This is a genomic window from Curtobacterium sp. 9128, assembly GCF_900086645.1.
In the GTDB taxonomy this organism is placed as follows: Bacteria; Actinomycetota; Actinomycetes; order Actinomycetales; family Microbacteriaceae; genus Curtobacterium.
Window position 1 is genome coordinate 3,537,993 of the sequence record NZ_LT576451.1, and the last position, 26,887, is coordinate 3,564,879.

40 protein-coding genes and 1 tRNA gene are annotated in these 26,887 nt (G+C 70.0%); 33 read left to right on the forward strand and 8 right to left on the reverse strand.

From position 1 onward, the window contains the following. Positions 1–80: 80 nt before the first annotated feature. Positions 81–1,178 (forward strand): alkene reductase, encoded by a 1,098-nt coding sequence (locus QK288_RS16825; RefSeq protein WP_281265416.1) that lies wholly within the window; start codon positions 81–83, stop codon positions 1,176–1,178. Between the two features lie 60 nt (positions 1,179–1,238). On the opposite strand, the gene QK288_RS16830 is transcribed toward QK288_RS16825, so the two are convergent. After that, complete coding sequence (locus QK288_RS16830; RefSeq protein WP_281265417.1) at positions 1,239–1,814, reverse strand: NTP transferase domain-containing protein; 576 nt, start codon at positions 1,812–1,814, stop codon at positions 1,239–1,241. Between the two features lie 250 nt (positions 1,815–2,064). Between QK288_RS16830 and QK288_RS16835 the strand changes: the two genes are divergently transcribed. Genes QK288_RS16835 through QK288_RS16850 form a run of 4 tightly spaced genes read left to right on the forward strand, consistent with a single transcriptional unit; the run spans position 2,065 to position 8,094 of the window. Next, positions 2,065–2,880, forward strand: coding sequence for an FAD binding domain-containing protein (locus QK288_RS16835; RefSeq protein WP_281265418.1), 816 nt, complete (start codon positions 2,065–2,067; stop codon positions 2,878–2,880). Further along, the gene (locus QK288_RS16840; protein ID WP_281265419.1) at positions 2,877–5,663 is read left to right on the forward strand and encodes a molybdopterin cofactor-binding domain-containing protein; all 2,787 of its coding nucleotides are present in this window, start codon (positions 2,877–2,879) and stop codon (positions 5,661–5,663) included. Before QK288_RS16835 ends, QK288_RS16840 begins: the two co-directional genes overlap by 4 nt. Beyond that, positions 5,663–6,673: an XdhC/CoxI family protein gene (locus QK288_RS16845; protein ID WP_281265420.1), complete on the forward strand. Its 1,011-nt coding sequence runs from the start codon at positions 5,663–5,665 to the stop codon at positions 6,671–6,673. Before QK288_RS16840 ends, QK288_RS16845 begins: the two co-directional genes overlap by 1 nt. Positions 6,674–6,696: 23 nt before the next feature. After that, positions 6,697–8,094 carry an amidohydrolase family protein gene (locus tag QK288_RS16850; RefSeq protein WP_281265421.1) on the forward strand — a complete coding sequence of 466 codons (1,398 nt, stop codon included), beginning with the start codon at positions 6,697–6,699 and terminating at the stop codon, positions 8,092–8,094. An 80-nt stretch (positions 8,095–8,174) separates the two neighbouring features. On the opposite strand, the gene QK288_RS16855 is transcribed toward QK288_RS16850, so the two are convergent. Next, a tRNA-Arg gene (locus QK288_RS16855) sits at positions 8,175–8,240 on the reverse strand. Positions 8,241–8,537: 297 nt separating this feature from the next. Here QK288_RS16855 and QK288_RS16860 point away from each other — a divergent pair. Beyond that, complete coding sequence (locus tag QK288_RS16860) at positions 8,538–9,866, forward strand: site-specific integrase (protein WP_281265422.1); 1,329 nt, start codon at positions 8,538–8,540, stop codon at positions 9,864–9,866. Positions 9,867–10,189: 323 nt separating this feature from the next. On the opposite strand, the gene QK288_RS16865 is transcribed toward QK288_RS16860, so the two are convergent. After that, positions 10,190–10,582 (reverse strand): helix-turn-helix transcriptional regulator, encoded by a 393-nt coding sequence (locus QK288_RS16865; RefSeq protein WP_281265423.1) that lies wholly within the window; start codon positions 10,580–10,582, stop codon positions 10,190–10,192. 131 nt (positions 10,583–10,713) lie between these two features. Between QK288_RS16865 and QK288_RS16870 the strand changes: the two genes are divergently transcribed. From QK288_RS16870 to QK288_RS16930, 13 genes are all read left to right on the forward strand, one after another. Further along, on the forward strand, positions 10,714–10,905 hold the full coding sequence (locus QK288_RS16870) for a hypothetical protein (RefSeq protein ID WP_281265424.1): 192 nt from the start codon (positions 10,714–10,716) through the stop codon (positions 10,903–10,905). Then, positions 10,902–11,123 carry a hypothetical protein gene (locus QK288_RS16875; protein WP_281265425.1) on the forward strand — a complete coding sequence of 74 codons (222 nt, stop codon included), beginning with the start codon at positions 10,902–10,904 and terminating at the stop codon, positions 11,121–11,123. Before QK288_RS16870 ends, QK288_RS16875 begins: the two co-directional genes overlap by 4 nt. After that, positions 11,120–11,881, forward strand: coding sequence for a phage regulatory protein/antirepressor Ant (locus QK288_RS16880; protein ID WP_281265426.1), 762 nt, complete (start codon positions 11,120–11,122; stop codon positions 11,879–11,881). The genes QK288_RS16875 and QK288_RS16880 overlap by 4 nt, the downstream gene beginning before the upstream one ends. 103 nt (positions 11,882–11,984) lie before the next feature. Next, complete coding sequence (locus tag QK288_RS16885) at positions 11,985–12,152, forward strand: hypothetical protein (protein WP_281265427.1); 168 nt, start codon at positions 11,985–11,987, stop codon at positions 12,150–12,152. After that, positions 12,152–12,580, forward strand: coding sequence for a hypothetical protein (locus QK288_RS16890; RefSeq protein WP_281265428.1), 429 nt, complete (start codon positions 12,152–12,154; stop codon positions 12,578–12,580). The genes QK288_RS16885 and QK288_RS16890 overlap by 1 nt, the downstream gene beginning before the upstream one ends. Next, on the forward strand, positions 12,577–12,699 hold the full coding sequence (locus tag QK288_RS16895; protein WP_281265429.1) for a hypothetical protein: 123 nt from the start codon (positions 12,577–12,579) through the stop codon (positions 12,697–12,699). The genes QK288_RS16890 and QK288_RS16895 overlap by 4 nt, the downstream gene beginning before the upstream one ends. A 67-nt stretch (positions 12,700–12,766) precedes the next feature. Next, positions 12,767–13,099, forward strand: a complete 333-nt coding sequence (locus QK288_RS16900) for a hypothetical protein (protein ID WP_281265430.1) — start codon at positions 12,767–12,769, stop codon at positions 13,097–13,099. Positions 13,100–13,211: 112 nt separating this feature from the next. Next, positions 13,212–14,069, forward strand: a complete 858-nt coding sequence (locus tag QK288_RS16905; RefSeq protein ID WP_281265431.1) for a YqaJ viral recombinase family protein — start codon at positions 13,212–13,214, stop codon at positions 14,067–14,069. Further along, the gene (locus QK288_RS16910; protein ID WP_281265432.1) at positions 14,066–14,719 is read left to right on the forward strand and encodes a hypothetical protein; all 654 of its coding nucleotides are present in this window, start codon (positions 14,066–14,068) and stop codon (positions 14,717–14,719) included. The genes QK288_RS16905 and QK288_RS16910 overlap by 4 nt, the downstream gene beginning before the upstream one ends. Continuing rightward, the gene (locus tag QK288_RS16915; protein WP_281265433.1) at positions 14,716–15,111 is read left to right on the forward strand and encodes a hypothetical protein; all 396 of its coding nucleotides are present in this window, start codon (positions 14,716–14,718) and stop codon (positions 15,109–15,111) included. Before QK288_RS16910 ends, QK288_RS16915 begins: the two co-directional genes overlap by 4 nt. Positions 15,112–15,162: 51 nt before the next feature. After that, positions 15,163–15,540: a hypothetical protein gene (locus tag QK288_RS16920; RefSeq protein WP_281265434.1), complete on the forward strand. Its 378-nt coding sequence runs from the start codon at positions 15,163–15,165 to the stop codon at positions 15,538–15,540. 2 nt (positions 15,541–15,542) lie between these two features. Beyond that, positions 15,543–16,409, forward strand: a complete 867-nt coding sequence (locus QK288_RS16925) for a DUF2303 family protein (protein ID WP_281265435.1) — start codon at positions 15,543–15,545, stop codon at positions 16,407–16,409. A gap of 73 nt (positions 16,410–16,482) precedes the next feature. After that, positions 16,483–16,872, forward strand: a complete 390-nt coding sequence (locus QK288_RS16930; protein WP_281265436.1) for a hypothetical protein — start codon at positions 16,483–16,485, stop codon at positions 16,870–16,872. Positions 16,873–16,894: 22 nt separating this feature from the next. On the opposite strand, the gene QK288_RS16935 is transcribed toward QK288_RS16930, so the two are convergent. Next, a complete protein-coding gene (locus QK288_RS16935; RefSeq protein WP_281265437.1) occupies positions 16,895–17,383 on the reverse strand; it encodes a hypothetical protein in 489 nt (162 codons plus the stop codon). Positions 17,384–17,410: 27 nt separating this feature from the next. Between QK288_RS16935 and QK288_RS16940 the strand changes: the two genes are divergently transcribed. Next, complete coding sequence (locus tag QK288_RS16940; RefSeq protein ID WP_281265438.1) at positions 17,411–19,069, forward strand: DNA cytosine methyltransferase; 1,659 nt, start codon at positions 17,411–17,413, stop codon at positions 19,067–19,069. A gap of 4 nt (positions 19,070–19,073) precedes the next feature. Here the strand turns inward: QK288_RS16940 and QK288_RS16945 are convergent, their stop codons facing one another. Next, positions 19,074–19,490, reverse strand: a complete 417-nt coding sequence (locus tag QK288_RS16945) for a hypothetical protein (protein WP_281265439.1) — start codon at positions 19,488–19,490, stop codon at positions 19,074–19,076. 30 nt (positions 19,491–19,520) lie between these two features. Here QK288_RS16945 and QK288_RS16950 point away from each other — a divergent pair, with 30 nt between their 5' ends. Genes QK288_RS16950 through QK288_RS16990 form a run of 9 tightly spaced genes read left to right on the forward strand, consistent with a single transcriptional unit; the run spans position 19,521 to position 23,311 of the window. Continuing rightward, positions 19,521–19,934, forward strand: coding sequence for an HNH endonuclease (locus QK288_RS16950; protein ID WP_281265440.1), 414 nt, complete (start codon positions 19,521–19,523; stop codon positions 19,932–19,934). Then, positions 19,934–20,698: a hypothetical protein gene (locus tag QK288_RS16955; RefSeq protein WP_281265441.1), complete on the forward strand. Its 765-nt coding sequence runs from the start codon at positions 19,934–19,936 to the stop codon at positions 20,696–20,698. The genes QK288_RS16950 and QK288_RS16955 overlap by 1 nt, the downstream gene beginning before the upstream one ends. Beyond that, the gene (locus QK288_RS16960) at positions 20,695–20,994 is read left to right on the forward strand and encodes a hypothetical protein (protein WP_281265442.1); all 300 of its coding nucleotides are present in this window, start codon (positions 20,695–20,697) and stop codon (positions 20,992–20,994) included. Before QK288_RS16955 ends, QK288_RS16960 begins: the two co-directional genes overlap by 4 nt. Next, positions 20,991–21,365 (forward strand): hypothetical protein, encoded by a 375-nt coding sequence (locus QK288_RS16965; RefSeq protein WP_281265443.1) that lies wholly within the window; start codon positions 20,991–20,993, stop codon positions 21,363–21,365. The genes QK288_RS16960 and QK288_RS16965 overlap by 4 nt, the downstream gene beginning before the upstream one ends. After that, on the forward strand, positions 21,365–21,898 hold the full coding sequence (locus QK288_RS16970; RefSeq protein WP_281265444.1) for a single-stranded DNA-binding protein: 534 nt from the start codon (positions 21,365–21,367) through the stop codon (positions 21,896–21,898). The genes QK288_RS16965 and QK288_RS16970 overlap by 1 nt, the downstream gene beginning before the upstream one ends. Then, positions 21,898–22,212, forward strand: coding sequence for a hypothetical protein (locus QK288_RS16975; protein WP_281265445.1), 315 nt, complete (start codon positions 21,898–21,900; stop codon positions 22,210–22,212). The genes QK288_RS16970 and QK288_RS16975 overlap by 1 nt, the downstream gene beginning before the upstream one ends. Then, positions 22,206–22,355 (forward strand): hypothetical protein, encoded by a 150-nt coding sequence (locus QK288_RS16980; protein WP_281265446.1) that lies wholly within the window; start codon positions 22,206–22,208, stop codon positions 22,353–22,355. The genes QK288_RS16975 and QK288_RS16980 overlap by 7 nt, the downstream gene beginning before the upstream one ends. After that, positions 22,352–23,140 carry a hypothetical protein gene (locus tag QK288_RS16985; RefSeq protein ID WP_281265447.1) on the forward strand — a complete coding sequence of 263 codons (789 nt, stop codon included), beginning with the start codon at positions 22,352–22,354 and terminating at the stop codon, positions 23,138–23,140. The genes QK288_RS16980 and QK288_RS16985 overlap by 4 nt, the downstream gene beginning before the upstream one ends. Before the next feature lie 9 nt (positions 23,141–23,149). Further along, positions 23,150–23,311, forward strand: a complete 162-nt coding sequence (locus tag QK288_RS16990) for a hypothetical protein (protein WP_281265448.1) — start codon at positions 23,150–23,152, stop codon at positions 23,309–23,311. Positions 23,312–23,322: 11 nt separating this feature from the next. Here QK288_RS16990 and QK288_RS16995 read toward each other — a convergent pair whose 3' ends face one another. Next, positions 23,323–23,877, reverse strand: a complete 555-nt coding sequence (locus QK288_RS16995; protein ID WP_281265449.1) for a hypothetical protein — start codon at positions 23,875–23,877, stop codon at positions 23,323–23,325. A gap of 765 nt (positions 23,878–24,642) precedes the next feature. Beyond that, a complete protein-coding gene (locus tag QK288_RS17000) occupies positions 24,643–24,846 on the reverse strand; it encodes a hypothetical protein (RefSeq protein ID WP_281265450.1) in 204 nt (67 codons plus the stop codon). A gap of 29 nt (positions 24,847–24,875) precedes the next feature. On the opposite strand from QK288_RS17000, the gene QK288_RS17005 reads away from it, so the two are divergent. The 4 genes from QK288_RS17005 to QK288_RS17020 all read left to right on the forward strand — a co-directional run bounded on the left by QK288_RS17005 (position 24,876) and on the right by QK288_RS17020 (position 26,201). After that, positions 24,876–25,121, forward strand: a complete 246-nt coding sequence (locus QK288_RS17005) for a hypothetical protein (protein ID WP_281265451.1) — start codon at positions 24,876–24,878, stop codon at positions 25,119–25,121. After that, a complete protein-coding gene (locus QK288_RS17010; RefSeq protein ID WP_281265452.1) occupies positions 25,118–25,252 on the forward strand; it encodes a hypothetical protein in 135 nt (44 codons plus the stop codon). The genes QK288_RS17005 and QK288_RS17010 overlap by 4 nt, the downstream gene beginning before the upstream one ends. Then, the gene (locus QK288_RS17015) at positions 25,249–25,626 is read left to right on the forward strand and encodes a hypothetical protein (RefSeq protein WP_281265453.1); all 378 of its coding nucleotides are present in this window, start codon (positions 25,249–25,251) and stop codon (positions 25,624–25,626) included. The genes QK288_RS17010 and QK288_RS17015 overlap by 4 nt, the downstream gene beginning before the upstream one ends. Before the next feature lie 125 nt (positions 25,627–25,751). Next, entirely contained in the window at positions 25,752–26,201 is a 450-nt protein-coding gene (locus QK288_RS17020; protein ID WP_281265454.1) for a hypothetical protein, read from the forward strand. 48 nt (positions 26,202–26,249) lie between these two features. Here the strand turns inward: QK288_RS17020 and QK288_RS17025 are convergent, their stop codons facing one another. After that, positions 26,250–26,852, reverse strand: a complete 603-nt coding sequence (locus tag QK288_RS17025; RefSeq protein ID WP_281265455.1) for a hypothetical protein — start codon at positions 26,850–26,852, stop codon at positions 26,250–26,252. Positions 26,853–26,887: the final 35 nt, after the last annotated feature.

Consider the following 26,887-nt stretch of genomic DNA (forward strand, 5'->3'; position numbering starts at 1 on the left):
AGCCGGGACTGCGTCGCCCTGGAACTGGGAATCGACCCCGTGCCGGAATTGCACCGAGCAACACGACGTTCCACCTCGTCGTGAAGCTCTTCGAACCCGCCACCTTCGGCGCACTCCCCCTGTCGAACCGCATCGTCATGGCCCCGCTGACCCGCACGCGCGCCGGCCAGCACGGCGTCCCGAACGACTTGCTCGTCGAGCACTACGCGCAGCGTGCGAGCCTCGGTCTCATCGTCACCGAGGGCACCTGGCCCGTCCAGGAAGGCCGCTCGTACCCCGGCCAGCCCGGCATCGAGACCGACGAGCAGATCGCCGGGTGGCGTCGCGTTGCCGACGCCGTGCACGCGGCCGGCGGCACCATCGTCATGCAGCTCATGCACGGCGGGCGGGTCTCGCACCCGTCGATCGCCGGCACGCCCCACATCGTCGGGCCGTCCGCCGTCGCAGCACCGGGACAGACCCACCTGGCCGACGGCTCGAAGGCCGACATGCCGGTCCCGCACGAGCTGACCACCGCCGAGGTGCAGGACGCCGTGCAGGGCTTCGTGCAGGCCGCCCGCAACGCGATCGCCGCCGGGCTCGACGGCGTCGAGGTGCACGGAGCGAACGGGTACCTCGTGCACGAGTTCATGTCGAGCACGTCGAACACCCGCACCGACCAGTACGGCGGCTCCCCGGAGAACCGTGCCCGCTTCGCGATCGAGGTCACCACCGCGGTCGCCGAGGCGATCGGCGCGGACCGCACCGGCATCCGCCTGTCGCCGGAGCACGGCATCCAGGGCGTCATCGAGAACGACCCGGCGGACGTGCTGGCGACCTACACCGCCCTCGCCGAGGGTCTCGCACCGCTCGGCCTGGCGTTCGTCGATGTCCTGCACGCCGAGCCGACCGGCGGGCTCGTGCAGCACATCCGTCGCACGGTGGGCGCCCCGTTCATCGTGAACTCGGGCTTCAGCGCGCTGACCACCCGCGACGAGGCGATCGCCCTGGTCGACGGCGACCACGCAGACGCCGTCGCTGCCGGACGCGCCGCGATCGCGAACCCGGACCTCGCGCACCGCTGGGAGCACGACGCCGAGCTCAACGAGCCCCGCCCCGAACTGTTCTACGGCCAGGGCGCCGAGGGCTACACCGACTACCCGACGCTCGCCGAGTCGCGCGCGACGGCCACCGCGTAGCAACCGGGCAGCAGGACCGACGGGAGGCCCGTGGCGGGATCGCCACGGGCCTCCCGGCCGTCACGGCGCCGGTCGGTCCTGGTCAGCGCCGTCCCACAGGTCGGCGCACTCGACGCGATCGGCGCCGTTCCGGCGCAGGTACGCGCCGGCACCCCGGTCCCCGTCGAGTTCGGCGCGGACCGCGGGCCAGTGCGCGCGACCGAGGAGGACGGGGTGCCCCGGACGGCCGTCGTGGACGGCCTGGCGGAGCGTGTCCACGCGGGGTCTCGGGCCCAGTACCCGGCGGACCGCCTCGGCCGGGAGCCCGGGCAGGTCGACCAGGGTGACCAGGGCGGCATCGACCGCCTGGTCCTCGTCGAGCGCCGTGAGGCCGGCGTCGAGGGAGGCACCGAGCCCGTCCCGCCACCGCTCTGCGACGGTCACGCTGACCGCTGTTCGTGCGGGGACGAGCGCGCGGGCCTCGTCGGCGGCGGCACCGACGACGACCACGACGCCGTCACAGCCGCCGTCGAGCAGTGCCCCGACGGCCAGTTCCAGCCACGGTCGGCCGGCGTCGTCACGGACGAGCGCCTTCGGCCGGCCCATGCGCGTGCCGGTGCCGGCGGCGAGGACGAGTCCGACGGTCCGGGTCTGCATACCCCGAGCATGCCAGCCATCACGAGGCGACCCGTCGTCACGAGGCGAGCCCGTCGTCACGAGGCGAGCCCGTCGTCACGAGACGTTCCGCGCCGGAAACGGGGCCGAAACACTCGTTTCCTAGTGTGGCGCCCACGACACCACCGATCGAGGAGATCAGCGATGGCCTGGAACCGGGGCATGATCGCGCACGGCCGACAGCCGATCAGCGCAGACGCCCTGTTCCTCCACGCCCAGATCGGACCCGTCCATGGACCTCGTCACCGTCCGCACCGTGCGGACGCCGTCGCACCGCGACGAACTCGCACTCGAACCAGGTGAGCGGCCGCTCGCCGGCGGCACCTGGCTCTTCTCCGAGGAGCAACCGGGGCTGACCGGCCTCGTCGACCTCACGACGCTCGGCTGGCCCGACGTCGAGCGGTCCCCCTGCACGCTCACGATCGCGGCGACGTGCACGATCGCGGCGCTCCTGCGGCTCGCACCAGATGACGACTGGCGCGCCTGGCCGCTCGTCGAGCAGTGCGCGAACGCCCTCCTCGCCTCGTTCAAGGTCTGGAACGCCGCGACGGTCGGGGGGAACGTCGCCGTCGGGCTCCCCGCCGGGGCGATGACCGCGCTGCTCTGCACCCTCGACGCGGTCGCCGTGGTCTGGACGCCGTCCGGTGGCTCGCGGCGACTGCCGGTCGCGGAGCTCGTGCGAGGGGTCAGGACGCTCGACCTCGGACCCGGCGAGGTGATCCGGGCGTTCGAGGTACCGACCGCTGCGCTCCGTGCCACGACCGGGTACCGCCGGGTCGCCCTCAGCCCGCACGGCAGGTCCGGGGCGCTCGTGACCGCCCGGTGGGACGCGAGCGGGTTCGTGCTCGTCGTCACCGCCGCCACGCCCCGTCCGCTCGTGTTCCGTTCGACGACGGTCCCGTCCGCGGCCGAGCTCGACGCCGCGATGGCCGCGCACGACGACTGGTACGACGACCCGCACGGCTCCCCCGACTGGCGTCGAGCGGTCAGCACCCGGTTCGCACACGAGCTCCGGGACGACGCGGCGAGCGCGGGAGGTGCGTCGTGAGGTTCGAGGTCGACGGCACCCGGCTCGACGTCACGCCCGAACCGGGGCAGGTGCTGCGGACGCTCCTCCGCGAGCACGGGGTCACCTCGGTGAAGAAGGGCTGCGACTCCGGCGACTGCGGCGCGTGCTCGGTGCTCGTCGACGGGACCCCGGTGCACTCGTGCATCACCCCTGCGCACCGGCTCGAGGGCCGCACCGTCACCACGGCCGCCGGACTCGGCACCCCGGAGCGGCCGCACCCCGTGCAGCGCGCGTTCGCCGACGCCGCGGCGTTCCAGTGCGGGTTCTGCACCGCGGGCTACGTCGTGACCGCGTCGACGCTCGACGCCGACGACCTCGACGACCGCCACCGGAAGCTCAAGGGGAACCTCTGCCGGTGCACCGGGTACCGCGCGATCTCCGACGCCCTGGACGGCGTCCGCAACACGGTGTGCGCCGGCGCCGGAGCAGCGGTCGGGCAGTCCGTCGCCGCCCCTGCCGCGATGCGCATCGTCACCGGGAACGAGGAGTACACGCTCGACGTCAGGAAGACCGAGGCGCTGCTCCACCTGGCCGTCCTCGGCAGCCCGCACCCGCACGCCCGCATCGTGTCGATCGACACCACCGAGGCCGAGGCGCTCGACGGCGTCCACACGGTGCTCACCCACCACGACGACCCCGGCGTGCTGTTCTCCACCGGCCGGCACGAGTCCCGCCTCGACGACCCCGACGACACGCTGGTGTTCGACAGGGTGCTGCGCTTCCGTGGCCAGCGCGTCGCAGCCGTCGTCGCGGACAGCGTCCGGATCGCCGAGCAGGCGTGCGCGCTCGTCCGCGTCGAGTACGAGGTCCTGCCGAGCGTGCACGACCCCGACGCCGCGCGCGCTCCTGGTGCGCCGCTCCTGCACGCAGACAAGACGACGGTCGAGCACCGCATCGCAGAACCCGCTCGCAACGTCGTCGCCGCGCTGCACGGCGAGACCGGGGACGTCGAGCGCGCGCTGGCGGGCTCCGCCGCGACCGTCGACGGCACGTGGACGACGGGTCGCGTCTCGCACGCCGCGCTCGAGACGCACGCGACGCGCGGTTCCGTCGACACGGACGGGAGGCTCGTGCTGCGGACCGCCACGCAGGTCCCGTTCCTGGTCAGGGACGAAGTGGCGCGGGTCTTCGGTCTGGACCCGGACCGTGTCCGCGTGGTCGCGAAGCGCGTCGGCGGCGGGTTCGGCGGCAAGCAGGAGATGCTCACCGAGGACCTCGTCACCCTCGCGGTGCTCCGCACCGGTCGCAGCGTGCAGTACGAGTTCAGCCGACGTGACGAGTTCACGATCGCCCCGACCCGGCACCCGATGCGCGTCCGGGTCCGGCTCGGTGCGACCACGGACGGCACGCTGACGGCGATGCACGTCGACCAGACGATGGACACGGGCGCGTACGGCAACCACGGCGTCGGCGTGATGTTCCACTCCGTGAGCGAGTCCGTCGCGGTCTACCGATGCCCGGTGAAGCGCGTCGACGCCGAGTCGGTGTACACGAACAACCTGCCGTCCGGGGCGTTCCGCGGCTACGGGCTCGGGCAGGTCGTGTTCGCGATCGAGTCGGCGATGGACGACCTGGCGCACGAGCTCGGCATCGACCCGATCGAGCTCCGCCGGCGCAACGTGATCGTGCCGGGCGACCCGCTCGTCGTGACCGACCCGCACGAGGAGTCCGACCTGCGGTGGGAGGGCAGCTACGGGCTCGACCAGTGCCTGGACCTCGTCGAGGACGCGCTCGCCGCCGGCCCCGTGACCGAGGCACCCGCGATGGACGGGCCACCGCTCGACGACTCCCCGGACTGGGCGACCGGCACTGGCATCGCGCTCGCCGCCATCGCGACGATGCCGCCACGGGGCCACCACGCCCACACCTCCGTCGAACTCACCGCCGGTGGACGCTACCGGATCGGCGTCGGGACGGCCGAGTTCGGCAACGGGACGACGACGGTGCACACGCAGCTCGTCGCCACCGCGCTCGGGACCACCCCGGACCGGGTCGACGTGCACCAGTCCGACACCGATGCAGCGCGCTACGACACCGGGGCGTTCGGGTCGGCGGGCGTCGTCGTCGCCGGCCGAGCCCTGTACGCGGCCGCGCAGGCGCTCCGGGAGGACATGACCGCGCGGGCGCTCGAGCTCGTCGCCGCGCGGACGCCCAGGACCGCCAGCGGGGTGCTCGGTCCGGCCGTGGTGATCGAGCCCGACGGGGTCCGCGTGGGTGACGAGCTCGTCGGTGTCGACGAGCTGCTGGCGCACGGTCCGCTCCTCGCGCACGGCACGCACGACGGGACCCCGCGGTCGCTGGCGTTCACGGTGCACGGCGCCCGGGTCGCGGTGCACCGTCCCACCGGTGAGGTCCGGGTGTTGCAGAGCGTGCAGGCCGTCGACGCGGGCACCGTGCTGAACCCCGAGCAGCTCCGCGGCCAGGTCGAGGGCGGTTCGGCGCAGGCGATCGGGTCCACGCTCTACGAAGAGGTGGTCCTCGACGACACCGGGCGGGTGACGACCGACAGCTTCCGGGCGTACCGCGTCCCGAAGATCTCCGACGTGCCGCGGACCGAGGTGCGTTTCGCCGCGACCCACGACCCGCTCGGACCACTCGGGGCGAAGTCGATGAGCGAGGCGCCGTACAACCCCGTGGCGCCGGCGATCGCGAACGCCGTGCGGGACGCCATCGGCGTCCGCCCGTACCGGCTGCCCATGACCCGCGACCGGATCTGGGCGCTCGCCACGGGCGTCGGACGGCCCACCGACGGAGGTGCGTGATGTTCGAACTCGCACCGCGCCTCCTGGCCGTGCTCGACGGCGGCGACCCCGTCGTCGTCGCGACCGCCGTCGACGTCACGGGCAGTGCGCCCAGCGGGGCAGGCACCTCGATGGCGCTGCTCCCCGACGGACAGGTCGTCGGGACGATCTCCGGCGGGTGCATCGAGGGGTCGCTGTTCCTGACCGCCGAGGAGGTCCGGTCGACCGGGGAGCCGGTGCTCGAACGGTTCGGGTTCGAGGACCCCGCCGACGCGGTCTGGGCCCCGGGGCTGCGGTGCGGCGGACGGGTCGAGGTACTCGTGCACCGCATCGATCCGTCGGACCGGGTCGTCGTCCGAGCACTCCGCGCGGCTGCTGCCGGGGACCCCGTGTCCATGGGACTGTCGCTCGAACCCGGCACGCTCGCTGCCACCGACCGCTGCGACGGACGCGTCTTCACCGAGCACGCCGACGTGCGCGCACGGTGCATCGTCGTCGGTGCCGTCGAGTTCGCGGTCGCCGTCACCAACACGGCGGCGATGCTCGGCCACGCCGTCACCGTGGTCGACCCGCGCCCGGTGTTCCTGACCGACGAACGGTTCCCCGCCGCCCGGGAGCGCATCGTCGGCTGGCCGCCGCGGGTGCTGGCCGACCTGCCGATCGACGAGCGGACCGCCGTGGTGCTGCTGTCGCACGACGACCGGTTCGACGCCGCCGTGATCGACCTCGCACTCCGACGCGGAGCCGGGTACGTCGGCGCGATGGGCTCCCGCGCGACGCACGCCCGCCGGCTCACCGTGCTCCACGAGCTCGAGACCCCGGACCTCGACCGACTGCGCTCCCCCATCGGACTCGACATCGGTGCGACGACCCCTGCCGAGATGGCGATCTCGATCATGGCCGAGGTGATCGCGGTGCGCACCGGTGCATCCGGTCGGCCACTCGTCGACGGCGCCGGGCCGATCCACGCCCCGGCGTTCCGGGGACCTGCCCGCGCGGCTGTTGGTGACCGTGTGGAAACACCCTCGTGACACGCGCTCAATACCGTCGGAGCATGCCCCAGATCCTGATCCGCGGCGGATGGGTCCTCACCGCCGCCCCCGACCACAGCGACACCCCGGCCGCGATCCGCGACGGTGCGGTCCTGCTCGACGGCGACCGCATCGCCGCGGTCGGGACCTTCGCGGCCCTGTCCGCCGCGCACCCCTCGGCGACGGTCCGCGGCGGCTCGAACGACATCGTGACGCCCGGCTTCGTGAACACGCACGGGCACTTCAGCGAGGGGCTCATCACCGGGATCGGCTCGCAGTACACGCTGTGGGAGTGGCTGCAGGAGCTCATCTCGCACGTCAACCCCGTGATGACCCGCGACAAGGCGTACGCCGGCACGATGCTCCAGGGCATCCAGATGCTCCGCAGCGGCGTCACCACCGCGAACGACATGTTCTGCTCGGACCCGATCCCCGGCGAACCGGCCACCCTCGGTGTCGTCCGGGCGCTCGAGGAACTCGGGCTCCGCGGCGTCGTCTCGTTCGGGTCGGGCGACGTCGACCGCGGCTTCGGACCCGGCCCGATCCTGGAGGAGTTCGACGCGCTCCGCGAGACCGCCGACGCCAGTCGCTACAGCACCTTCCGGGTCGGCATGTCCTCCATCGGGCGCTACACCGACGCGGCGTGGGAGTCGCACATCGAGTACGCCGTCGCGGGCGGCCACGGCATCCACGTCCACGTCCACGAGGTCCGCGAGGAGGTCACCGCCGCCCGCCAGCGCACCGGCCGCACGGTCGTCGGGCACGCCGAGGCCACCGGGATGTTCCAGGTGCCCGTGATCGCCGCACACAGCGTGTGGATGGACCGCGACGATCGCGAGCGCTACGCCGCGAACGGGGTCGGCGTCGCGCACAACCCCGTCGCGAACGGCATCCTCGCCAGCGGCATCGCCCCCGTCGCAGAACTCCGCGCGCTCGGCGTGCCCGTCGGCATCGGGGTCGACGGCCCGGCCTCGAACGACTCGCAGGACTTCCTGCAGGCGATGAAGACCGCTGCACTCCTCGCCCGCATCCGTGACCTGCAGGCCACCGCGATGAGTGCGCGCGAGGCGTTCGAGATGGCCACCATCGGCGGTGCCGCTGCGCTCCGCATGGAGGACTCCATCGGGTCGCTCGAACCGGGGAAGCGTGCGGACGTCGTCGTGTTCGACGGGGAGAGCCCGACGCTCGCGAACGTCCACGACCCCTACCAGGCCGTGGTCTTCGTGGCGGGCAGTCGGGAGATCGAGGACGTGTGGGTGGACGGGTCGTTGAGCCTCGAGCACGGCGAGGTGACCCGCGTCGACGTGCGGGAGGCCGTCGCACGGGCCCGCCCGCTCGCTCGGCAGCTCGTCGCCGAAGCCGGACTCGAGCGCCTGTCGGTGCTGAACGGCGGGGCGTTGGACGACACGGAGCGGCCGTAGCCGCCGACGACGCAACAGGCCCCGGCGGGATCCGCCGGGGCCTGTTGCTGTTCGGTGTCGTACCCGCAATCGGGGCACTGTGCGCTCGAAGGGACTCGAACCCCCAACCTTCTGATCCGTAGTCAGAAGAATCGTGGCCGATCCGCCTTGCAAACTGTCAGATATGGCTACTATCGTGTCATACGTGCTCACAGCGGCCTGCACAAGCCGATGCCAATGTCTACACGAATCGGCTACACCTGCAGCACGAGAAAGGGGGCCGCGACCCTGCCAGGTCACGGCCCCGCACCCCACCAGTGAAGCAAGCACCGGAGGAACACGATGCACGGTAGCGCCAGCCACCGACGTAGAAGAACCACGCACACGGGCGTCCTGAGTGACGGTCGATGGAGCGCGCACGACAGAAGATGATCCGGCGCTGCGGCGCCCCGGGAGGAGCACCCGTGACAAACCGCACCCGCGGCAAGGGCGAGGGCGCCGTCTACCGAGTCCCGGCAGACAGGACGCTCCCCCTCGAGTACTGGACCGCGAGCATCGAGCTCCCCGGTCGAGACGGGAAGCGGCGCCGGAAGGTCGTCCGGTCGAAGGACAAGGCGACCGTCCTCAAACAGCTCCGCGCACTGCAGCGAGACCTCGAGCGGTCCGGAGATCTGCCGACAGCGTCGGTGACCCTCGGCGCATGGATGAAGCTCTGGTACGACGAGATCGCCGTGCACCGGCTCGCACCGAAGACGGCCGCCGGGTACAAGTCGGCGATCCGCCAGCACATCATCCCGGCGATCGGGAACGTGCGCCTCGACAAGCTCGAGCCGAAGCACGTCCGCGACCTCAACCGCGCGATCCGCGCGAAGGGCCGCGGCGCCTCTACCGCCTTGCAGGCACACCGGATCCTCGGCGTCGCCCTCCGCGACGCCGAGCGTGAGGGCCGAGTCACCCGCAACGTCACGACGCTCCTCGACGCTCCGCGCCGCGCTCACGTCACCCTCGTCACCCTCGACGCCGCCGCCGGCGTCCGTATCCTCGAACGGGCGGCCCGCGAAGACGTGCGGATGGGGTCTCGGTGGGCCGCGGCGCTCCTCACGGGCGCCCGGCAGGGCGAGCTGCTCGGCCTCGAGGTCGACCGGGTGACCGACCGCCTCGACCTATCCTGGCAACTGCAGCGGCTGACCTGGTCGCACGGCTGCAACCCGCGCGACCCTGAGCAGCCACGGTGCGGTCGGAAGCGCGGGACGGACTGCCCAGACCGTTTCCTCCGCGCACCCGAGGATCACGAGCACCGGCACCTCACCGGCGGCCTGTGGCTCTCACGGCCGAAGTCACGCGCGGGCTGGCGCGACATCCCCCTCGTCGAGCCGCTCCGCTCGATCATCGAGCGTCGACTCATCGCCTCCGCCAGCGAGCCGAACCCGCACGGGCTGCTCTGGACCGCCGAACGGAAGAGGACGCCATACGTGGTGACACTGCGGCCGCTCGACGGGTCCCCGATCGATCCGGCGAAGGACAACTACGCGTGGCATGCGCTGCTCACGTCCGTCGGCGTGCGGGACGCTCGGCTCCACGACGCCCGGCACACGACGGCGACCCTGCTCTACGAGGCGAACGTGCCCGAGCCGATCATCATGGAGATCCTCGGCCAGTCGACGCTGTCCGTGACGCGCGGCTATCGGTCGCGGGGAAACCACGCCCTGCTAGGCGACGCTCTCGCCAAGGTGTCGGCCCTGCTGACGTCGGACGTTCCACCAGACGCGCCACAGCTTGCCGCTCACGCCTAGCTCCGCGGCAATGCGGGCGGGGTCCTGCGTCCAGGCGCACACCTCGCGTGCGCGGTCCTCGTCGACGAGGTGCTCAGCGGCGTAGCGGTCGGCCTGCGTCTCGTGCTTCGGCCGGTCATCGCGATGGCCGAGCACGGCGTGGCCGAGTTCATGGGCGAGTGCCGCGCGATCGTGTACGGCGCGGAGCTTCGACCGGACGACGATGACGTTGTGGTCGGGGATCCACAGACCATTCGCGGTGCGGATCGGGCTGTGAAGCACTTCGATCCCGAGCTGCGCGGCGTGTTCGTACGGGTCGTACAGATCCCTCACCCTTCCCCAGGTCAGTCGGTTTCGTCCGTCTCCGACTCAGGATCGATCCCGGTGGCGGCGTGATCGATGGTGAGTCGATCGAGCTCCTCAGCCGACATCTGTCGCGGATGAAGCCTGGCGACATTGTCACCCTCAGCCTCTGACACTGCGGCGTCGTGGAGCATCAGAGTCGCGTCGTCGACCGCCTCCTGCAGGAGCTTCGCCGGTGGCGCGCCGATCGCTTCCGCGATCCGCACGAACTTGTCCTGCGGAAGCGCGAGCTTTGCCTGCATGTACCGGTCGATGGTGCTCTTGCTGATCCCCGTGCGGTCCGCGATGTCCTGCCTGCTGAGCCCCTTCTTCGCGTACGCGCCCTGCATGACAGCGGCGAGGGCGGGGGTGATGAAGTCAGCGAGATCTGGCACTCCACAACAGTACCCCCCGTTTCGTCACACTTTGTAGGCAAATCCGCCGAAAAAGTTGCTCTACCCGCTTGCACAAGTCGCATACGCCTACTAAGTTAGCGGATGTGAGTACAAGAAGAACGGCCACGGAGATGAGCGCGCGAATCCGTGCCGCCATCGTCGCCCGTGGCACCGACACGGAGAGCGTTGCAACCGCCGTCGGCATGCGCGCGTCTGAGCTCGATGAGCACCTCACCCGAGGTGACCTCTCGATGCCAGACGTCGTGCGTGTCGGCGGCGTTCTGCTTCTCTCCCCGACCGACCTCTACGGAGACGCAGCATGATGATGCACGCACCGAACCTCGAGAGGTTCGCCTACTCGATCCCCAACTTCGCGACCACCGTCGACGTGTCCGAGGACACCGTCCGGAAGGCGATCAACGACGGAGCCCTCAAGGCGAGATACCCGACCGAGGCAGGCCGTAAGCCGATCATCTTCCGCGAGGACGCGATCGAGTGGCTGCAGAACCTCCCTACGGAGAAGCCGGGGGCCGCGGCATGAGCGCCCTCGACCTCGTGACCGACCACGACGGCACGCTCGTGGTCTCGTCGGAGACCATCGCTGCCGGGTCCGGCGTCCAGCACAAGAACGTGCTCGAGCTGGTCCACGCGAACCGCGCCGACTTCGAGGAGTTCGGAAGGGTCGCGTTTGAAACGCGACCCCTCGCCACCGCTGGAGGCATCCAGTCCCGACAGGTCGCGCTCCTGAACGAGCAGCAGGCAACGCTCCTCATGACGTACCAGCGCAACACCGAGCAGGTCCGCCAGTTCAAGAAGACGCTCGTCCGGGCGTTCTTCGACATGGCGCGCCGGCTCGCAGCACCGCAGGTGCCGCTATCCCTTCCCGAAGCGCTCCGTGCGTACGCCGAGGAAGTGGAGCAGCGGCAGGCGCTCGAGGCGAAGGTCGCCGAGGACGCACCGAAGGTGCTGTTCGCGGACTCGGTCGCGGCGTCGGAGACAGCAATCCTCGTCGGGGATCTCGCGAAGATCCTCCGCGGCAACGGCGTCGAGATCGGCGCGACCAGGCTGTTCGACCGCCTCCGCAACGACGGCTACCTGATCCGGCGCAAGGGCACGGACTGGAACATGCCGACGCAGAAGGCGATGGAGCTCGGCCTGTTCCGCGTCAAGGAGACCGCGGTCACGCACTCGGACGGGCACGTCACGATCTCGAAGACGCCGAAGGTGACCGGCAAGGGTCAGGCGTACTTCGTGAACCGCTACGTCGGCCAGGCGAGCAGGCAGGCGGTGGCGTCGTGAACCGGCAGGAGCGTCTCGACGACGTCGCGCTCGTCGTCTCCACCTCGGTCATCGGCGCCGCGCTCGCGCTGACGGTGGTCCTGCTGTGCTGCGGGGTGCCGCTGTGAGGGCCGCGCTGATTCTCATGGGCCTCGCGATGGTGCTCGCCGTCGTGAAGGCGGCGGTCGGTGCTCCGACGATCGACGGGGTCACGTTCCTCGTGTTCGTGCTCGTCATCGCGTCCCTCGCCGCGTACTACCGCTGGTCCGTCGCACCGAGGAGGAACCGCTGATGCTGACTCAGACCTTCACCGACACGCTCGTCGTCATCTCGTGCGCGCACTGCGACACCGCGTTCGGCATGACCCAGACGATGCACGCCACGCTCCGCCGCGACCACGGCACGTTCTACTGCCCGCGCGGTCACGCGAATCACTACCCGGGTGAGTCCGACCTTGAGCGGGAGCAGCGACTCCGCAAGCTCGCGGAGCAGCAGACTCGGTTCACTCGCGCGTCCCGGGACGCCGCGCGCGACCAGGCCGACGCCGCCGAGCGTTCCGCCCGCGCGTACAAGGGCCACGTCACCCGGCTCCGCAACCGCATCGCCAACGGCGTCTGCCCGGTAGCCGACTGCCGGCGCTCGTTCTCGAACGTCCGACGGCACATCGCGGGCCAGCACCCCGAGTGGGCGCACGAGCACCCGGAGGCGATGACGTCGTGACCGGCCACGGCGTGATGTGCGCCTGCACCGTCCACGCCGCCGACGACCTCGACGACGAGCTCGCCGGCAAGGCGATCGCCCGGGCCGCTGAGCCCGACCTCCCCGACACCTGCGACTGACCACCGCACCACTTCTCCGCGCACCTGCCCCAGGGAGCGCGTAATCCACCGACCCCAGGAGACACCAGTGACCATCACGACCACCCGAACCAGAGCGGACCGCGTTCAGCAGGTCGCCGCCTTCCTCGCCGCTCACCCCGAGGTCGACGTCGACCTCTCCGACACCGCACCCACCGGACGCCCCGTCCTCAACTTCCACCCCCGAACAGCAGCCGACGTCCGGATCGTCCGCGCAGCCCTCACCGCACCCGGCGACGAGTGGAACACCAGCCACCTCTCCACCGGATTCGTCTCACTCGATACGGGCGCGCTCGGCTACTCCGCCGTGTTCATCCACCTGCCCCGCGAGGAGCAGCCAGTCCGCCTCGTCAGCCCCGAGATCACGGACCTGTTCGCGTGAGCGCCCTCATCGCGCTCGGCGCCACCGCCGCCGCGCTCATCCTCACCGCCACCGCGCAGTGGATCGCCGCCGAGACCACCGGACCCCGCATGCAGGAGTGGAGGGACCGCTGGTGAGCAACATCCTCGCGTCCTCCACGGACCGCCCCGCATGGCTCGCAGCCCGCCAGGGAGGCGTGACCGCCACCGACGTCGCGCGACTCGTCCGCGGCGGCGCCGGCACCTGGTCGGCGGTCCGCGCCGAGAAAGCCGGAACCGCCCGCGACTTCCACAACGCAGCGATGCAGCACGGCACCGACCGTGAACCCGTCGTCCTCGCGTTCGCCCAGTCCACGTTCGGCCTGCTGCCGTGCGGCGACCTCTACGCGGCCGACGACGAGCCCCGGTTCCTCGCCACTCCGGACGCGATCAGCGCGGACGAGATCGGTGAGGTGAAGACCACCGTGCACGACTGGGAGATCCTCTCCGACGTGCCCGGGAGGTACATCGACCAGATGCTCTGGCAGATGCGCGTCACCGGCCGCCGCCGGGGACGGCTGATCTTCGAGCCGCACGAGAACGGCGTCCCCACGTACCCATGGCCGAAGCACTTCGTCGTCGAGTACGACGAGGCTCGCGTCGCCATGCTCGAGCAGACCGCGCTGGAGTTTCTCGCTGGCGAGCAGGAGCCCGACGAGGACGCCGCCGCGCTGGACGCCCTCCTCACGGAGTACGTCGAGCTCGACGAGATCGCCGCGGCCGCTGCCCGTCGGCGGGACGAGGCGAAGGCGCGAATCGAACAGCAACTCCACGGGGAGCCGAAGCGGTTCGAGGGATCCGTCGCGAACCTGACCCGTTCCGCGGACTCGACGTCCCGCCGATTCGACTCGGCGGCGTTCAAGAAGGCCGCGCCCGACACGTTCGAGCAGTTCCAGATGACCGTCCCGGTGAAGGGGCGACTCACGATCACAACGAGGAGCGACGCAGCATGACCACCACGACCGACAGAGCGGTCACACTCGACCCGCTCGACGTCCTCCGGCAGCCGTTCCCCGCCGAGCAGATCGGGTATCTCCCGAAGCCCGTCAGCCGCGACGAGAAGGAACGGTTCGGATGCAAGCAGGGCACCAGGGCGTCCGCCGACGGGATCTACTGCGGCGGCTACCACGTCCGGTCGAACCACCTGGCCTATGTGGGCCACGCGGCCCTCACCGCACGCCTCCTCGACGCCGACGAAGCGTGGTCCTGGGAGCCCGTCGCGTTCGACGACCGCGGCCTCCCTGCCCTTGACCAGAACGGCGGCCTCTGGATCCGCCTCACCGTCGCCGGCGTCACCCGCCTCGGCTACGGCGACGCGCAGGGGAAGAACGGCCCGAACGCCGTCAAGGAGGCCATCGGCGACGCGCTCCGCAACGCTGGCATGCGCTTCGGCGCCGCGCTGGACCTGTGGTCGAAGGAAGACCTCCGGGCGACCCAGGAGCAGGAGTCCGCCCGCGAGTGGGTCGTCGAGGCCCAGGCGCAGGACACCGTCAATGGGGTCCGCGCGGTCTGGAAGGAGGCCCGCGAGGCCGGAGCCGACGTGAAGGTGCTCGACCAGATCAGCGCCGTCGGAACCGCGATGACGACCGGCCGCGCCTCGTGAGCACACAGGACATCGCCCGGATGGACACGGGCGAGGTCGTCGAGTACGAGCCAGTCACGCCGATCGAGCTCGAGTTCATGATCCGCGAACTCGGCGAACGGCTCGAGCGGGCGGTACCGGCGCTCAAGCAGATGTGGCACGACCGGTACGAGGCCGAGCGCGCGCTCATCAAGGCGAAGGCCGAAGCGATGCTGCGGTCGTCGGCGTCGTCCGTGACGGAGAAGCGCGCCGAGGCGGACCTCGCGACGATGCCGCACCGGCTCGACTTCGACCTCAAGAAGGAGACGCTGCACGCCGCGGAGGAACTGCAGAAGGCACTCGCCGCCCGACTCATGGGCCTACAGAACATCAACAAGGTGCTGGGCCAGGCGTACGGCGCCTCCCGGAACTGACCCCACAGACCACCGGCCGCCCGGCCGGTCAACCCAGGAAGGGAACACCCCATGTCCAAGGACGAGACGCAGAAGAAGCCCGGGAGCTTCGCCGCGTTCCTCGCGTCGACGAGGCCGAAGACGGACCTCGAACTGCACGAGGAGCTGACGAAGCTCGTCGCCGCGATCGAGGAGACGGGGAAGGGCGGCACGATCACCCTCACCCTCGAGCTCAAGCCGATCGACGACGCGGCGAGCGCCCTCAAGGTCAACGACAAGATCACCGTCAAGCGGCCCGAGAAGAACCGTCAGGGGTCGATCACGTACGTCGACCGCGACCACACCCTGTCCCGCCGCGACCCGTCGTCGATGCCCCTGTTCGACGACGACGACATCCGCAACGCACCCGCCCACGACCCCGCCACCGGGGAGATCAAGGAGCTCGACTGAGCATGACCGACTACACCGAATCCCCCGAGGCTGCCGTCGTCGCGGACCTCGCCCGCCAGGCAGCCGGCGCCGAGACGCTGGCCCCCGGAGTTGTCTACGGCGCGGCCGGTACGGACGGGGCGACCCGCGTGCTCGACACCGACGCCTACGCCGATTCGCCTCGGCACATCGCCGCGGCCCGCGTCGTCGGCGACGCCGAGTCGTTCGTCCGGTACGTCGAGAAGCACGTCATCGACGGGCACACCGAGGTCTACGCCGACACCCCGTCGTCGAACGTGATCGCGGTGCTCGACTCCCACGACGCCGGGCAGGGCGGGTGGCAGAAACACACTGCCCGCCTCGAGCTGCGGCACACGAAGTCGTGGGAGGCGTGGACGAAGGCCGACGGGAAGCTCCTCGAGCAGACCGAGTTCGCCGAGTTCATCGAGCAGCAGGCCCTCGACGTCCGGAAGCCGGACACCGCGGTCCTCATCGAGCTGGCGCAATCGTTCCAGGCGAAGACGTCCGTCGACTTCGAGGGCGGCGAGCGGCTCGACTCCGGGCAGGTGCGGCTCAACTACAAGGAGACCGTCACTGCCCGCGCCGGCCAGAAGGGGCACATCGAGATCCCGACGGAACTCGAGCTGCTCCTCCGCCCCTACATCGGTGGCCCGGTCTACCTCGTCGTCGCGCGGTTCCGGTACCGGCTTCGCGGGTCGCAGCTCGGCCTCGGCATCGTGCTGCAGCGCCCGCAGGAAATCCTCGACGCCGCGTTCGCCGACATCGTCACCGAGATCCGCGACGGGAAGACCGTCACGAAGGACGGCGAGACGACGCAGGTGCACGACGGCATCCCCGCGAGCGTCCCGATCTTCTCGGGGCGCCCGTAGCTCAGCCGGGGCGGTGCCCGACTGCAACGGCCACCGCCCCACCCACACCGACCCCTCTGCGAGAGACACCAGCATGAAACCCCAGGATCGCACGACCCCGCCGCGCCCGCGCCGCTCGAACAGCAGCGCACGGAAGGCCGGCCAGATGTTCGAGCGCAGCGTCGCGAACTACCTCCGCGACGAGCTCGACGACCGCATCGACATCCGCCCGAAGAACGGCCGCGACGACCGCGGCGACATCGGCGGCGTCCGCACCCCTCGCGGGGAGCGCGTCGTCCTCGAGTGCAAGAATCACCAGTCGATGAGCCTGGGGTCCTGGCTCGCCGAGGCCGAGCGTGAGCGCGGCAACGACGACGCCCGTATCGGGCTCGTCGTCCACAAGCGCCGCGGTATCGGCTCCCCCGGCGAGCAGTTCGTCACGATGACGCTCGCCGACCTCGTAACCCTCCTGCGAGGTGCGTGATGGGATACAACTCGAGCGGGACTCAGTCCGTCGAAGATGCAGCCGCGATCGAGGCGCGTGTATCCGCTCGCATTTGCTCCATGCCCTTGCGGACATCGTCCGTGAAGTCCGAGCCGCCTAGCCAAAGTGCCGCCCCAAGGGAGAACAGCGCACCCGCCCTCGTACGCAGGCCGTCATCGTTTCGATTGGCTGCTTGCAGCACAACGTCGTACAAATCCATCAAGCGCTTGTCGCGCCGCGGACTTAACGCCGCCAACTCGACTCGAGTGACGATCATCTTCGCTCGAATGTCGATCGCGGTCTCCCTGCCGTCGACATCGTCCGGCACCAGCGACAGACGCATCAAGTCGTCCGTGATCTCAGTCAGCAGCGCTTGCAGCCGCACATTTCGCGCGATGCGCTGGGAGCGATCCTCCGGATTGAGGCCGGGGACGAGCCCCGAAGCTGTAGTCCCCAAGGAAGCAGCAGCACCCACCAGGGCCCCGATGACCACCGCCCACGCGTCACTCATGCGCAGCAGCGTAGCGGGAGGTGCAGCGTGACTCTTACCATCACTGACCTGTTCGCGGGCGCCGGCGGCTCGTCGACCGGTGCGCTGCAGGTCCCTGGCATCAACGTCCGCATCGCGGCGAACCATTGGCAGCTCGTCTGCGACATCCACGCGCTGAACCACCCGACCACGGACCATGCCGTCGTCGACCTCCACCAGGAGCGGCCGTCGTTCTTCCCGAAGACCGACATCCTTTGGGCGTCGCCGGAGTGCACGAAGTGGTCACAGGCGAACGGGTCGAAGCTCCCCGCGATCGAGGAGGGCCTGTTCGAGGATCCGCTGTCGGACGACGCGAAGAACCGATCCCGGCTGCTGATGTTCGACGTGCTCCGGTTCATCGAGCACCACCGGTACCGGCTCGTGATCGTCGAGAACGTCGTCGACATCGCCACGCAGGCGAAGTACCGCACCGCGTGGGACATCTGGCGTTCCGAGCTCCGCGCGCTCGGGTACCGGTTCCGGGTGGTGTCACTGAACTCGATGCACGCCCAGGCGTTCGGTGCGCCGGCCCCGCAGTCTCGCGACCGGATCTACGTCGTAGCGTGGCCCGAGACGGCCGCCGCGCCGGACATCGACCGGGTCCTCCGACCGAAGGCGTTCTGTGACCGCTGCGACGACGTCGTGGAGTCCGTGCAGTCGTTCAAGGGCCGTCGCGAGGTGGGCCGGTACCGGCAGGCGTACGTGTACTGCTGCTCCCGCTGCGGGCAGATCGTCGAACCGGGGTGGCTGCCTGCAGCCGCGGCGATCGATTGGTCTATCCCGGGCGATCGCATCGGCGACCGGCTCAAGCCGAAGACCCGCGCCCGGATCGCCGCGGGCATCGCCCGGTACTGGGGTCCGCTGACGCTCGAGGCGGCCGGGAACACGTACGACGCAGCGAGCCCCGCTCACCGGCAGCACGGCCACCTCGACGGCTACCACCGCGTGTGGCCCGTCGGCGAGCCGTTGCGGGCGCTGCACACCACGAACTCGAAGGCCCTCGCCGTGCCGGTCGAGGGTCGCGACGGGAAGGACGCGCTGTCGATCGACGCTCCGATGCGGACGCAGACGACGCGCGCCGAGACGGCGCTCGCGCACCTGCCGTTCATCGCGGAGATGTACGGTACATCGACGGCACGGTCTGTGTCCGAGCCCGCGGGGACGTTCACGGCTGGCGGGAACCACCACGGCCTTGTGCAGGACCCGTTCAGCCTCGATCGCCGGGGTGAGTACCGCATCCGCGACGTCGACGACCCGCTGTCGACCATAACGGCGAACGACACCACGAAGGCGCTCATCCACCGGATGAACTCCGGCGGCGCGTCCATGACGACGTCGATGCTCGAGGAGCTCCGCACGCTGACGACGGCCGGACACCAGGCGGTACTACGGCAGCCGGAGCGTCGCACGCTCACACCCCGCGATCTTCGGGAGGCCGAGGCAATGGTCCCCGAGGTGCTCTTCCGGATGTTCCAGCCGCACGAGGTCGCCGCCGGCATGGCCTTCCCGAAGGACTACAAGTGGCAGCCGCCGAACCGCCTCCGGCCGGTGTCGAACCGCGACCTCGTGAAGGCCGCGGGGAACGCGGTCACCCCGCCAGCAGCCCGTGACCTCATCGCAGCAGCGGTCGCGTCTCTCGGCGCCGAGTACGAGGCGGTGGCCGCATGAACTACTACTCGCCCCTCCAGCGCTCGGCGTTCCGCCGAACGGCCGCTTCCAAGCGAGCACGCACAACCGGATCTCGCATCTGCCGGTCGATCATGGCGTCCGTGAAGCCCGATGTCCGCATGACTGCGACGAGGATCACCACCCCCACGGCGAAGGACAGCAGGTACCCCACGACGTACACGAACGCTGCCGCGACGCCACGAATGGCGGTCTCCGAGCTGACGGCGCTGATGCAGGCAGTCTCGACGACGAGCGAGGCGATCACAATTCCGATCAGCGCGTACCTGGCGCCGCCGACGACCTTCTCCATGAGAGGCGTCCCGCCAAGGAGGGCATCTTCCCGTCGAGCTTCGAAGGCGAGTACGAGCAAGCCGACGGGAACGACCTGGGCGAGCACTCCCGCTCCTTCAACGCTGATCACACCTCAGATTCTAGCGATCGACGAGGTCTCATGATTGCGCCGAAGTTCGCCCGGCCAAACGCCGCCGAGGAGGCGCGTGCTTACGCGATCGCGACCGAGCGGGACAACGACATGTGCCAGCGGTGCTTCCGCGGCGGGTCTGTGAACCGGGACCACCGGCTGAATCGTTCGCAGGGCGGTCGAACGGTCCCGTCGAACCTGCAGCTCCTGTGCGGGTCGGGGACGACGGGCTGTCACGGATGGCGGACGGAGAACCTCCGTGCGGCGCTCGAGGACGGCTGGCGGGTGCCGGCGGGGCAGGACCCGAAGGAGTGGCCGGCGAGGCGGTGGCTGCGGACGAAGGTCGGCACGCTCCACGCCGCGTGGGTGCTCTACGACGACGAGGGCGGCTGGCAAGAGATCAGCGCCAAGGAAGCACGAAGACGGATGGGAGGTGACGGCTGATGCCGTGGTTCAAGGTCGACGACGGGTTCTGGTCGCACCCGAAGACGCTGCAGCTCTCGGATGGGGCTCAGGCGTTGTGGATGCGGGCTGGGTCGTGGTCGATGCACCACCTCACCGATGGCCACATTCCGGCGTTTGCGCTGCCACTTCTGCGCGCAAAGCCGCGGTTCGTGAACGAACTCGTGGCCGTTTCGCTGTGGATTCCGGACGAAGCCGCGTACCGATTCCACGACTGGTCCCGGTACCAGCCGACGCGTCAGCAGATCGAGTCCGATCGTGATGCTGCTGCGGAACGGAAGCGTCGGTCACGGGAGAAGTCACGGCGTGACTCCGAGGGGACGGACGGTGCGGGTTCGCCCGACGCCGCGCCTTCCCCATCCCATCCCGTCCCGTCCCATCCCGTCCCACCCTCTGGACTGGACATGACTCAAGAACCTGAAGTCCGTCCAGAAGGTGACGTTGTCGAGCTCGGGACGGACATCGAGATCGACGCGGCGGTTCAGGAACGAGCGGCGCGCGCCGGCGTCCGGGACCTGCCCCGGCTGCATGGCCTCCTCGAGCGAGCGGTGCGTCCGGTCGGGGTGCTGTCGCCTCGGGCGGCGGTGCTCCTGGTCGAGGCGATCACGAACCGCGCCGACGGCGAGGTCCGGGACGTGGACGCGTACGTCGTGACCGCGGCCCGGAACGCGGGCGACGTACAGGGGCTCTACGCGGCGGAGGATCTGCGGTTCGTCTCCGAGGTCGACCTCGGGGTGAACGCATGATCGCTGCGGACTGGGACGTGTTCGTCGCGTCGATCGACGTCGTGGACCTGATCTCCGAGATGCCGGGCGGTCGCCGGGACCGGGCGATGCGGGCCGTGCACGAGGCCCGGAAGCGGGAGATCTACCACCCGCTCGGCGAAGACGACTGGGCGCAGGCGCTCGTCGAGGCCGGCGAGTGGAACCAGCGCGAAGCAGCCCGGAAGCGGGCGGAGCGCATCGAGAACCTGCGGCGCCGAGAGCGCGCCGCGATCAACAGGGCGGCACGAGCCGCATCACCGAGAGGACACGCAGCATGAGCAGCAAGACCATGACCGCCATCGAGGCTGTCGATCGACTGGGGGCGGCAGTCGCCGAGATCCACGACGCCGAGGACAGCACGGATGCGGTCCTCGAGGATGTGACCGCCGTTCGGGCGATCCTCGACCGCATGCACCGGCACGAGGCCATCCTCGACGTGCTCGACGAGCGAGAGCGGCACGATGCCTCGGGCTACACCGACGAGCACGACGACGACCACGGTCCCGACGAACTACTCGAGCTTGCAGACGAGCAGGCATGGCACTACCGGTGGTCCTCGCAGGCGTCCAGGCCGGATCGCGCGCGTCTGGTCAAGGCGCTCTCCCTTGGCCTTGCAGCGCTCGAGACTCTCGATCGGCAGACCCGCTGATGGCCGGCGAGACGATCATCACCGTCGTCGGCAATCTGACCGCCGACCCCGAGCTGCGGTACACGCAGAACGGGCTCGCGGTCGTGAACTTCACGATCGCGTCGACGCCGAAGACGTTTGACCGGCAGGCGAACGAGTGGAAGGACGGCGACGCCCTGTTCCTCCGCGCGAGCGTGTGGCGCGAGTTCGCCGAGCACGTCGCTGGCAGCCTCACGAAGGGCGCGCGGGTGATCGCGCAGGGCCGTCTCGTGCAGCGGTCGTATCAGGACCGTGAGGGCCAGCAGCGCACGTCCATCGAGCTGCAGGTCGACGAGATCGGCCCGTCGCTTCGCTACGCGACCGCGCAGGTCACCCGCGCCGCACGTGGCGGCGGTGGGGGCGGCCAGGCGGGCGCGCAGTACGGCCAGCAGGTCGACCACACCGCGGCCGGGACCGCGTACCAGGGCCAGCCGGCCGGGCAGCCGCAGGGCGGCGCCACCGCGCAGGACGTGTGGACGCAGCAGGTCACCTTCGACGATGAGACCCCGTTCTGATGGGCGAGCGCAAGCAGCCCGGTCGGATGCGCTGCCTCACCACCGGCTGCAACCCGGTCCTGCACGGCCAGGACCAGGCCGACGACCACGTGACGGCGAACCCCGGCCACCGAACCGCCGCGTGGCCCGTCCGTAGCGCCGAGGGCCGACGCCGAGCGAAGGCCCGCAACCAGTCCGGCAACTACGACCGGTACAACACCGGCGCGAAGTCCGCCGAGGCGCGCGGCCTCGTGCCTGGCGAGCGGGGCGGCATCCGCTGGGACCACCAGCAAGCCGCCGACGAGGGCTGGGACGACCACAAGGGGGCGTGGTGATGCCGCTAATGCAGGGCAACGACCTCGGCCCGTACGACTACGGCGACCCGAAGTCCCCCACCTACACGATCGCGGCCGAACAGCGCGCCGCACGTGCACGACAGCTCCGCGAGGAGCACGACCAGACCAAGAGAGACCAGTGACCATCACCGACTACGACGGCGACGTCCTCGCCCTCGCATCCGCCCGGGCACGCATCGCCCTCGGCTCCGCTGCGGACCTCGTCGAGTTCGTCCTCATGCACCGGGTGCCCGTCCGCGTCGTCTCCGACGGGCAGCCGGGCGTCCCGATGGAGTCCCGCACCGCGGCGATCCCCGTCAACGCGACCGCACTCGACGACGCCGACGAGCTCGTCGTCACGCTCCTCGACTGGGCGCACCGCTGGCGCGAGCGCCTCAGCATCGTCCAGCGGCCCCTGATCCGGTCGCTCCGGTACGCGTACCAGGTGCCGCTCGGGTTCCGGCCCGAGACGACGCCCGCCGGCGCGCGGGAGTCCGTCGGGCACCTGACGTACTGGCTGCTGCTCAACCACGACGCCATCGCCCGCCACTCCGGCTCGTACGCGTACTTCGACATGGTCGCGGAACTCGTCGAGCGGATCACGAACCGGTTCCCCGCCGAGTCCCGGCCGCCGCGCGCGCACTGGCAGCGGGCGTGCCCCATCTGCGGACGCCTCGCCGTCACCACGTCATGGGCGCCCGACGCCGACGTCCGCGACGTGCGCGTCTGGTGCGAGGGCTGCTCCACCGTCCTCGTGTCCACCTCCGTCGACGGCGACATCCGCACCGCCGACCGGCTCCCCCGCAGCCGCGACCACGTGAACCCGGGCGAGATCCTCCCCGCTCGGAAGCTCGTGTCCGTCGTCCGGCAGATCGCTGCTGGCACCACCGTCCCCCGCATCGAGGAACCCGAAGGAGCAAGAGTATGACCGATTGTCGTGGCGACGCTCCCGACCGGGCAGGTGTCGAACCACTACCGCGCCGAACACTGGGACCTGTTCGCTGTGGCCGCCGTCGAGACACCCCCGGAGTACGACGGACACGACCCGGCGGAGGCCGCCCGCCGGATGCGCGTTTTGCTCTCGCAGGCGACGGGATGAGGCGATCTCCTCTACCCGATGTGTCCGGAGTCGTCCCGGTAAGTGCCCTCCCGCACCCACGCCTGAATCCGGTTCTCGAAGGCACCGGCCAGAAGCGCAGCGGCCGCAACAGTGTTCGACAGGGTCGGAGCGCTGACGAGCTCCGCGGTCAGCCCGCGATCGATGTCGTCAAGGATCTCGCCAACCGGCTCTTGCACCCCGAGGTATTTCGCTTGGTCCAGAATGATTCCGCGCAATAAGCCAGGGGGCATCTCCGAAGGCTGGAACTGACGCCCAAGAGCCTCCTCGCGACGCTTCGCCACGTACTCGTACAACTTGCCCGCGACTGCCGACCGATCGAGCCGGGCCTCGCGAAGCGTCTCCCGCAAATTGCGCGCCTGCTCCTCTCGGGTCACGAGTTCCTGGAAAGAGCGTGTCCGATCAGCGATTGAGTTGCTCTTCGCTGCGACGGCGATCGTTGCAGCTCCGATAAACAGCGCCGCCAACACACCCAGCAGCCCCGTTCCGATGTCCCGCCACCACTCGTAAGAGTTGAAGGGGTGCCAATCGGACATCAGGAGGATCACCGGCTGAATTTACCGTGCTGCCGGCCCTCACAGGAAGGATCAATCATTGCTCGCATCCCCGACGGATGACGACCCGCGCAACGACTTCGTACCTCTCGCCGTCGCAGCTCACGCCGTTCGTCGTGACGAGCGGACCCTGCGCAGGTGGGCCAGCGCCGGGCTCCACGTCGTCGAGATCAACGGCACCCGGTACGTCCGACTCAGCACTGTCACCGCCTGGGCCGCCGAACACGGACGACGCCGGGGCCGCACGCGCTGACCCCCGAACAGGGGACAGCCTGAATGTCCGTCCCAGGTGATATGCTTCGCATGCATCACGACTCGGCCCAGACCTCACGGTCCGGGCCGTTCGTGTGTCCAGACCCAGTGGGGGTCGTCCAAGAACGCCGTAGCGGCGTAGGACACGCGGGACCCTGGCAGGCGGAAAGCGCGCCGCTCGTCCCCTGCGAGATGGCGGCAACGGAGTAGCTACCAGTACCGTCCCCCCTCCCGACTTCCCCGTGCCCGCCGACACGCACCGCTACCGCACACGCCGCGACCGGACACCCGCAGCACTGGCCAAGGCCGCTGCACTCGTGCTGCCCTGAGCAGCGACGTTCGGGCGCCGCACGCGAACCACCGCACGCGGCGCGAGCACGGGGAACACCTCTTCACGGGGCAGCACGTCAACGCGTGCAGGACACTCGCGCGAAGGACGATCCACGACGGCCGACGAATTCCCGGCCCAGACGTACCTGCCTGCTCGCCCCGTGGAGCCAGCCTGACTCAGAACACCTGCCCGCCAGCCTCGTGGCGCACAACCGCAACGCCCGGTCCAGGCATGAACGTGACCGAGCCGCCACCCTGCACTGGTAGGGACTTCGGTGTGGAGGCGCGGAGCAGGCTCCACAACTCCTCGTCGGTCCACTGATGACTGGGGTCCAGGTGAATCTCGGTGCCTCCGAGGATGAGCCTGTAGTTCGATGCCATGCCCGCACGCTACCGGTGAGGAGCCCCACATGGCCGGCATCAGCCTCGGCAACGACTTCAACGCCGAACTCGTCGCCCTCGCCGGATGGACCCCCGAGCAGGTCGACCCCTCGACGGTCAACGTCGCGTTCCTGAACCCCGGTGGCGACACCACCGTCCGCGTCACCGCGACCGCGAACGTCGACACGGACGCCCTCTCCGCCCTCATCCGGAAGTACACGCCATTCCCCCCGGCCGACACCGACGAGAGCACCACGGAGCCCGAGACGCCGTGACCACAGACGACCCCGACCTCACCGCCCACCGCACACGGTCGAACGTCCATCGTCCCACCCCACACCCGGACACCGTCGCCGAGATCGAACAGGTCATGGACGACGTCAAGCAGGACCGAGGGGAAGCATGAGCGCGTTCAGCCCGCGGCAGATGTTCCTCCTCGACGAGGCGTGCAAGCCGATCGCCGACGCGTTCGACGCCACGCCCTACCTCGTCGGCACCGCCCTCGTCCCGTCCGCAGGAGGCCGCGGCGACTACCGAGACGTCGACGTCCGCCTCATGCTCACCCCCGAGCGGTACGACGCCCTCCACGCCGTCACAGCTGACCTCATCCCGTTCCTCGGCATCGCGATCGGTCAGCACCTCGCCTCCATCACGGGACTCCCCATCGACTTCCAGATCCAGCACGCCGACGTCGCCAACACCCGACACCACGGCAACCGCAACCCCCTGGGCCTCCGCACCCTCGCGAACTACCGAGGAGACGCACACCCCGAGGCCTGACCCACCTTCGATGAGCGCCCAGGCGGCGCACGGAGACGAGAACCATGACCGACGAGGCCCAGGCCCCTGGCCCAGTCCAGGACCCCGCTGTACGCGCGCGAGTCGCCGAGCTGCACGCTCAGGGGATGGGGCGCAACGCGATCGCGTCGGAGCTCGGTCTCGGCACGTCGACGATCACCCGGATAGCGAAGGCACTGGGCCTCGACTTCTCTCGTGCGCAGACGGCCGTCGCGGTGCAGGCACGCGCGATCGATCTCGCGGCTGGTCGTCAGCGTCTCGCGGAGAAGATGCTCGGTCGGGCGGAGAAAATGCTCGACGACCTCGACGGCCCGTACCTGGTGTACGCGTTCGGCGGGAAGGAGAATATCTACTCGGAGCACGAGCTCGAGCGCCCGCCGGTCGAGGTGCAGCGAACCGCGGTCACGACGGCCGGCGTCGCGTTCGACAAGCTGACGAAGTACCTCGAGAAGGACACGTCCGGTGTCGAGACGGCTCACTCGCTGCTCGACACGCTCGCGGCCGGGTTCGCTGCTGCCGCGGCGACGTACGAGACACCGACCGAAACGGCTGAGTAGACGCCCCGGTCCGGGTGTGTTCGGGTCATGCCCGGACCGGGTGCAGGCTCAGCGCTTGTGTGCGGCCTTCGAGATGCTGTCGAGGGCCGAGGCGATGGCTCTGACGCGCCCGATCATCGAGTTCGATGATTCCGACCAGGTGGTCAGGGTTACGACCTTGATGTCGAGGACGAACGAATCTCGCAGCCGCCGCCAACCAAGACCGCTGTACTCCACCGTCACCGTGACCCGGTCGGGGGTGGGCTCACGGTTCTCAAGGCCGCTGCCGCTGCCGTGTTCTCCGGCCCAGTAGATGTTGGACAGCTCCTGGGCAGGCGCCAGGGTGGGGATCTCCGCGGCGTACCGCTGGACCAGGGAGGGTGTGACAAGCGGCTCATGCGCACGTTCCGGGGGCACCTCGATCACTGGGTCGAACGTCACCTTCACGTTGCGCGCGACCGTCGCCCCGGCGTTCCGAACGACGAGATCGATGACGCTGTCTGAGTCTTTCGCGGGCCTCAGCTCGGCGAGGACCATCGGCTGAGATCGCATCCGACTATCGGACCCCGCCCGGATCAACGTGACGATGGCGATCACGCCCGTCACGACGGCTGCAATCGCACTGACGCCACCACCGTGGTCGTCGAACCATCCCAAAACGTCCTGCCACATCGCTGTCCCCTCTCGGCGAGCCTGAGCCGATCGTA